We start from the raw sequence: 5,291 nt of genomic DNA, 5'->3' as shown, positions 1-5,291 counted from the left end.
GATTTTGGCATGAAAAATACCTCCAAAGTAACAGATTTTTATATTTAATCTGTCTACTTTAGAGGTATCATATCATTCTATAGGAACTATGCTGACAAAGAAGATATTATAAAAAAATATCTCTATCAGCTGCTATCCGAATGGGATAATGAATGGAAACAAAAAAACTCTGACTCGAATGCAGAATTATTCGGGCATCTTTTTATGCATCTAAAACAACATGGTGATATGATGATGTTAATCCAGATGCGTGGATTATTCCATTTATTCAAAGAAAGCTATCTTACCCTTTGGGGACCTTCTGAAACAATGGATAATATGACCGCCTACACCGTTGTCTTTGTTGCCAACGGTATCCTCGGCTGGATTGAAGAATGGCTGAAACGTGGTATGTGCGAATCAGCAGAAACAATGAGCACTCTTCTTAGTATGCATGGGATGCTATAGGGAAAGATAGAGAAAAAGCAAATGAAAATGACACTCCCGCCATGCTGTCATATATCCATCGGCAACGCTGAGCATATCGCCGTGCTCTGCATCTGTTCTTCGAGCCATCACTTTCGTAACAGTATCGGGAACAGCATCAAATATTTCTTGAAGCTGAGTGCCGGATACAACAAGATTTTCATCGCCATTGCCCATACTTGATACAAAAAACACAGGGATAGAAATTAGGCTTGGATTATAATCCCACTGCAAAGCCTGTGCCATCGTCATATTCGTTGGACTTGCAGAGAAAATCGCCTTAATCATATTATCCATGCTTATTCTCTGTTGCCGCATTGATAACACCTACACCGCCTTGAGAGTGTCCAGAAACACCAATGTTATCAATATTAACACGACCGTAAAATGGATTCGATTCCCATCCTTCAATAGTCTCTGTCTCATTAAACTTGATAATCGTTCTCAAACACATCTCAGAAGAAAACCCATTCCACGAATTTTCTTCTTCGGTTGCCATAACAATAAATCCCCATGAAGCAAGATGTTTTAACACAGCAGGATACTTTGTTTCAATCTCACCGCTTGTCTGAACTTTATATAATCGTCTACTACCGCCGGCTTTGAGAAAACCAAATCAATAATGTTGCTACGATAAGCACAATGATCAGAAAAAATGATTCCTACGATCTTTAACATTCTTTTCATTTGACCTAGCGATGGTTATACGTCTTAAGGCCTGGATTTCTTTGATCCAGTAATCCAGGTATTCTGAAAAGGTAAAAGGAACATTGCGGGTCTTCTTTAGCATGGAAAGAAGATCCTGGTAGGAATCCATGGATTTCTGATAACTTTTTTCGGCTTCTTCTTTTGAGGAAAATCTGGTACTGCTGCCATATTCAATGGTGCAGATAAGCGGATTTATGGTTTTGGTAAGGTGTCCCCAGGTGCCGTCACTGTTTTGGAAGACGGGGGTTCTTGTTTGTTCTTGCATTGATTCATTTTCTCCTTTGTGATTTTTTACATGAAATATTTCTTTATCACGAAACATTATATGAAGTTTCTCGGCTATTATCAATACAAAAGTTTCTTAATAACGAATTATTGGTGAAGGTAGGGAATATCATGCAGAAACTCAGACCGGATATGAACATTGGCGGGAACATACAGAAAATACGGTATAGCCGAAAGCTTACACAGGATCAGGTGATTGCTAAAATGAATCTCAAGGGGATCCAGATCTCCAAAAGTACCTATGCGAAGCTGGAAACAAATCGGATGAATATTAAAGTAAGCGAACTGGTGGCCATGAAAGAAATCTTTGAGTGTGAGTTTAATGATTTCTTTGAAGAGCTGAATGAGTAATAATAGATAAATCATAATAAAGGGAACTCTTTTATTATCTAGGTATATCCTAAAATTTGATGATAAGAGGGTTCCCTGTTTTTTATTTGAGATAATGTCGTATGTGACATAATTGTTTACAAGAAAGTCAGAATTTTAATATTCCTGATTTTTCTTAGCTTATGCGCCTATATCATATTGAAATTTCTCATATGTAGAATGCCGCATTTTTTCATATAATTTCTTAAAATTTTCTTCTGTATCGTCAGAAGAGATAGTATTTGAAGTGCTTAAGGCATTTTCGAGCCGACTGCTGTAATTAAGGGCAAACTCTGGATATTTCAGAAATGTATCCAGGGCAGCAGATTCCAGTTCCTCTCATGCTTTCAAGCGTTCCAACTGAATACTGTCGAAAAGTGTTTGTGTCATAGGCTCGATCCCATATATTGCAGCCCATTGAGTCTAAGTGAAATGTTTCAGTTCGGCTGGCAATGTCAGTAATTTTTGCCTTTGCTCCAATGTCAATTCTTCTAATAAATTTTCTCCCGTAATCAAAATTCCCTCCCATTGGAATAAATATGTGCAAGTAACTACAGTAGAGATTCTACAACTTATAATTCAATTATACATTAGTCATAGGCTCGGTTTCTTCTTCATCAGTAAATGGAAGTGGTTCTCCATTTGAGAGCAGGGCGGCGATTGATAACATTAACTTGCTTTTCCCATTGCCGGGATCGCCCTGCAACAGAGTAACCTTGTCAAACGGAATATACGGATACCACAGCCATTTCACTTCTTTCGGCTCAATTTCGCTTGCCTTGATAATTTCAAGATGTACAGTTACATTCATTTCATTTTCAATCATTTTCATAGTTCTTTGTTCTCCTTTTCGATAAATATTTTGGGCAATGCACCACAACACAGCGAAAACTCTGCTTACATTCACTACTGCATTTTCTGCAAAGTCCGTTGTAGGTAATGCGATTTCTTTCATTCAGAAACAACGCCCACTCTTGTTTCCGCTTCTTGCTCATTCTCGGCATAGCAAGCAATCCTCCTTTCCTGCCGAAAATAAAAACCACAGGAAAGATACATTAAGCCTTATTTGTGTCATTTCTCGGGGCGAAAATCAGGGAAAATTTCCTTTCTAAGCCTTTCAAAAAATCGCAAGGTGTTTGTACTAACCTGTGGTTGTGTATGAAATTGTGGGTTTGGGGTAACAAAAAACACCGTATTTCTACGGTGCGTTCTATCAGATATATTCTGTTTTATGATAGCAGAAAACTGGAATTCACAGTTCTTCCATCCTTCCCATCTTCAACGCCATAACAAGAGTTCCGGCTGCCATCACAAAGACACCAATTTCAATCACATAGATGGGAAGAAGCGCCGGACCTGCCACGGCAAAGAAGTCCACGATAAAATGAATCCCATATGCAAGAACCGCTGTAAAAGCCGCTGTCCTGCATTTGCCTGCCTTTACCGCCCGGTAGATCAGCAGTGACAACCCAATATGTAGAGTGATGGCACTGATTCTTTCGATTCCGCTTACAAAAAAGAGTGGTGCCGGTGTTGTCCATAGGGCCGACAGCTGTGACACGGTCTGGTTTGCAGACTCAGCAGGAAGTGCCGCCAGCGTATTCTGCATGGCTCCGCTGTTGATCATCAGCATGGACACAAGATTGCTGATTCCGGAGAGTCCTCCGATCAGAATGGCCTCCACACCGCCATGCCCGATTCCATACATCAGTGCATTTGGAAAATCCAGCCATTTCTTCATCCAGAACTTCATGGCAATCAGTCTTCCAGTCTCTTCAAAAACCGCTGCAGCCAAAGCCGCGTACACATAGTAAAGCCATGGCCTGCTCTGTGCGTTCAGTCCGCAGAACTGAATGACAAGAACATGCAGCAGCTGCTCCAACAGCATGGCAAACAGCAGATAGGTTCCTGCTCCGATAAAGAACGAGGAAATCCTTGCCTTAAGCTTCACCCTTCCTGCAATGAACAAAGCAATCGGTACCCCCATCGAGAGGACAACGGAGCAGATAACTCCCGCTATCGCCAGACCTGATATTGTGTTCAATTCCATCTTTATACCTCCCTGATTCTCAAAAAATTCCTTTATTGTATTTGAACTGTCCATACAATATAAAGCCTAATCCGACAATAACTGCTGGAAGAATGATATAATCTATAATTATTTTACTCCAAAACGAAATAATAAAACCTAATACAAGAGATATTCCTATAATCAGCGTTCCTGTGCCGACTGTTTTTCCATACTTTGGTATATCTTCTTCCTTTACTTTTCGCCTGTTATAAGAGTGAATTGTGCTGATATTGCCTTTGATATTTACAATTCCCACAACAGATATGAACACTCCCAAAATCAACATTATAATATTTTCCATAATGACCTCCTAAAAATAGAATAGTTCCTCAAATTTTTTGTCCAATGCAATACAAAGAATTAGAGCCAATTTTGCAGTTGGATTAAACTGTCCTGTTTCAATAGAACTAATGGTATTTCTTGATACCCCTACCATTTCTGCAAGCTGAGCTTGAGAAAGATTTGCTTCTGTGCGAACTTCCTTTAAGTGATTTTTCAGTTGTAATTGTTCTTTCATATTCTCACCTCTAAAAGGTGGCTAACAAATCCAACAAATGCCAAAATGGAAAGCACAAAAAACAGAACAGTCAAGACCAAATCGCTCTTTCGCTTCATTTTGATAAAACGAACTAACCATTGTGTTGCAATAATGCTGAAGTATATAACCCACGGACTGTAAATCATAGTATGAGCAAGCACAGAAGATAACAGCGAAAGCAAACAACACACTAAAGCACCAACTCTGCTTGCGTGACTTCCGGCTTGATATACCACTTCCATTTCAGCCAAGTCCTTATTGCGATGTTCTTTTCTGCTTGCATTTAAGATTTCGTCCTTTTTCATAAAAACACCTCCATGCCAAGTTTTCTTTGCACATTTTAATTATACACATACCAAGTTTTCTTGTCAATAGAGTTCATAAAAAAGTTACAACCGATATAAGAGATAACTTTTCTACCACTTCGATTATACTCACGACTTAATGACTTCTTGAATACTTGCCGAAAAAGAAAAACTGCCATCGGTTTTGATTCAAATTCTGGAAGGAATCCGGCGTAATCTTTATCTTCATCTCCCATAAGCCAATTTCTGAATTTGTCAAAATCCGAGTCTAAAACATAATCCTTCCCTTTTATGTCACTTAATACATTAAATGCAATTTTCCCGAATACACGATAATCTCCCATCGTCTCGCTCACATCAAACTGAGATGAAATTTGTTCTTCTCTATATTGCATGGCTCAATTTTATCTGTATACTCTGAATAGATTTCCCTTGCCATTTGAGAAAATCGCAAATATAAATCCATCCGTGGTGGTACAAAAATAATTTCCGGGCAAACCTGTTTCGCCTGCCATAATGCCATTCCGGTTTTTACTCCTTTTTTCTTGGC

General features: G+C 39.0%; 12 protein-coding genes and 1 pseudogene. 2 read left to right on the top strand and 11 right to left on the bottom strand.

Going from position 1 to position 5,291, the window contains the following annotated elements:
• The first annotated feature begins 228 nt into the window (after positions 1 to 228).
• Entirely contained in the window at positions 229 to 447 is a 219-nt protein-coding gene (locus tag AB5642_RS19520) for a TetR-like C-terminal domain-containing protein (protein ID WP_173719133.1), read from the top strand.
• Here AB5642_RS19520 and AB5642_RS19515 read toward each other — a convergent pair.
• From AB5642_RS19515 to AB5642_RS19505, 3 genes are all read right to left on the bottom strand, one after another.
• Positions 442 to 762, bottom strand: a complete 321-nt coding sequence (locus AB5642_RS19515; RefSeq protein ID WP_173719134.1) for a hypothetical protein — start codon at positions 760 to 762, stop codon at positions 442 to 444. The genes AB5642_RS19520 and AB5642_RS19515 overlap by 6 nt on opposite strands.
• Positions 755 to 964 (bottom strand): hypothetical protein, encoded by a 210-nt coding sequence (locus AB5642_RS19510; RefSeq protein ID WP_173719135.1) that lies wholly within the window; start codon positions 962 to 964, stop codon positions 755 to 757. The genes AB5642_RS19515 and AB5642_RS19510 overlap by 8 nt, the downstream gene beginning before the upstream one ends.
• Before the next feature lie 147 nt (positions 965 to 1,111).
• On the bottom strand, positions 1,112 to 1,438 hold the full coding sequence (locus AB5642_RS19505) for a hypothetical protein (RefSeq protein ID WP_173719136.1): 327 nt from the start codon (positions 1,436 to 1,438) through the stop codon (positions 1,112 to 1,114).
• Positions 1,439 to 1,569: 131 nt separating this feature from the next.
• Between AB5642_RS19505 and AB5642_RS19500 the strand changes: the two genes are divergently transcribed.
• The gene (locus AB5642_RS19500) at positions 1,570 to 1,809 is read left to right on the top strand and encodes a helix-turn-helix domain-containing protein (protein WP_195379833.1); all 240 of its coding nucleotides are present in this window, start codon (positions 1,570 to 1,572) and stop codon (positions 1,807 to 1,809) included.
• 601 nt (positions 1,810 to 2,410) lie between these two features.
• On the opposite strand, the gene AB5642_RS19495 is transcribed toward AB5642_RS19500, so the two are convergent.
• From AB5642_RS19495 to AB5642_RS19460, 8 genes and pseudogenes are all read right to left on the bottom strand, one after another.
• Complete coding sequence (locus tag AB5642_RS19495; protein WP_227198817.1) at positions 2,411 to 2,638, bottom strand: AAA family ATPase; 228 nt, start codon at positions 2,636 to 2,638, stop codon at positions 2,411 to 2,413.
• Positions 2,639 to 2,645: 7 nt separating this feature from the next.
• Positions 2,646 to 2,831 carry a hypothetical protein gene (locus tag AB5642_RS19490; protein WP_227159430.1) on the bottom strand — a complete coding sequence of 62 codons (186 nt, stop codon included), beginning with the start codon at positions 2,829 to 2,831 and terminating at the stop codon, positions 2,646 to 2,648.
• A gap of 248 nt (positions 2,832 to 3,079) precedes the next feature.
• Positions 3,080 to 3,877, bottom strand: a complete 798-nt coding sequence (locus AB5642_RS19485) for a YhfC family intramembrane metalloprotease (protein ID WP_237926116.1) — start codon at positions 3,875 to 3,877, stop codon at positions 3,080 to 3,082.
• Between the two features lie 19 nt (positions 3,878 to 3,896).
• A complete protein-coding gene (locus tag AB5642_RS19480) occupies positions 3,897 to 4,199 on the bottom strand; it encodes a hypothetical protein (protein ID WP_173719704.1) in 303 nt (100 codons plus the stop codon).
• A gap of 9 nt (positions 4,200 to 4,208) precedes the next feature.
• Complete coding sequence (locus AB5642_RS19475) at positions 4,209 to 4,415, bottom strand: helix-turn-helix transcriptional regulator (protein ID WP_003865061.1); 207 nt, start codon at positions 4,413 to 4,415, stop codon at positions 4,209 to 4,211.
• A complete protein-coding gene (locus AB5642_RS19470; RefSeq protein ID WP_005608366.1) occupies positions 4,412 to 4,741 on the bottom strand; it encodes a DUF6442 family protein in 330 nt (109 codons plus the stop codon). The genes AB5642_RS19475 and AB5642_RS19470 overlap by 4 nt, the downstream gene beginning before the upstream one ends.
• Before the next feature lie 35 nt (positions 4,742 to 4,776).
• Positions 4,777 to 5,085, bottom strand: a complete 309-nt coding sequence (locus tag AB5642_RS19465; protein WP_368371895.1) for a hypothetical protein — start codon at positions 5,083 to 5,085, stop codon at positions 4,777 to 4,779.
• An 8-nt stretch (positions 5,086 to 5,093) separates the two neighbouring features.
• Positions 5,094 to 5,291: pseudogene (locus AB5642_RS19460) on the bottom strand (hypothetical protein); the annotation flags it as partial.

This window comes from Ruminococcus sp. 1001136sp1_2201st1_G3_2201SCRN_220225 (assembly GCF_040924365.1).
GTDB lineage: Bacteria > Bacillota > Clostridia > Lachnospirales > Lachnospiraceae > Blautia_A > Blautia_A faecis.
Note: the sequence above shows the minus strand (reverse complement) of the source record. Positions and strands in the feature narration are given on the sequence as shown.

Coding starts and splice junctions, on each gene's coding strand:
- AB5642_RS19485 (WP_237926116.1), bottom strand. CDS start 3,877: ATGGAATTGAACACAATATCAGGTCTGGCGATAGCGGGAGTTATCTGC.
- AB5642_RS19510 (WP_173719135.1), bottom strand. CDS start 964: ATGGCAACCGAAGAAGAAAATTCGTGGAATGGGTTTTCTTCTGAGATG.
- AB5642_RS19515 (WP_173719134.1), bottom strand. CDS start 762: ATGGATAATATGATTAAGGCGATTTTCTCTGCAAGTCCAACGAATATG.
- AB5642_RS19520 (WP_173719133.1), top strand. CDS start 229: ATGATGATGTTAATCCAGATGCGTGGATTATTCCATTTATTCAAAGAA.
- AB5642_RS19505 (WP_173719136.1), bottom strand. CDS start 1,438: ATGCAAGAACAAACAAGAACCCCCGTCTTCCAAAACAGTGACGGCACC.
- AB5642_RS19500 (WP_195379833.1), top strand. CDS start 1,570: ATGCAGAAACTCAGACCGGATATGAACATTGGCGGGAACATACAGAAA.
- AB5642_RS19490 (WP_227159430.1), bottom strand. CDS start 2,831: ATGCCGAGAATGAGCAAGAAGCGGAAACAAGAGTGGGCGTTGTTTCTG.
- AB5642_RS19480 (WP_173719704.1), bottom strand. CDS start 4,199: ATGGAAAATATTATAATGTTGATTTTGGGAGTGTTCATATCTGTTGTG.
- AB5642_RS19465 (WP_368371895.1), bottom strand. CDS start 5,085: ATGGGAGATTATCGTGTATTCGGGAAAATTGCATTTAATGTATTAAGT.
- AB5642_RS19475 (WP_003865061.1), bottom strand. CDS start 4,415: ATGAAAGAACAATTACAACTGAAAAATCACTTAAAGGAAGTTCGCACA.
- AB5642_RS19470 (WP_005608366.1), bottom strand. CDS start 4,741: ATGAAAAAGGACGAAATCTTAAATGCAAGCAGAAAAGAACATCGCAAT.
- AB5642_RS19495 (WP_227198817.1), bottom strand. CDS start 2,638: ATGAATGTAACTGTACATCTTGAAATTATCAAGGCAAGCGAAATTGAG.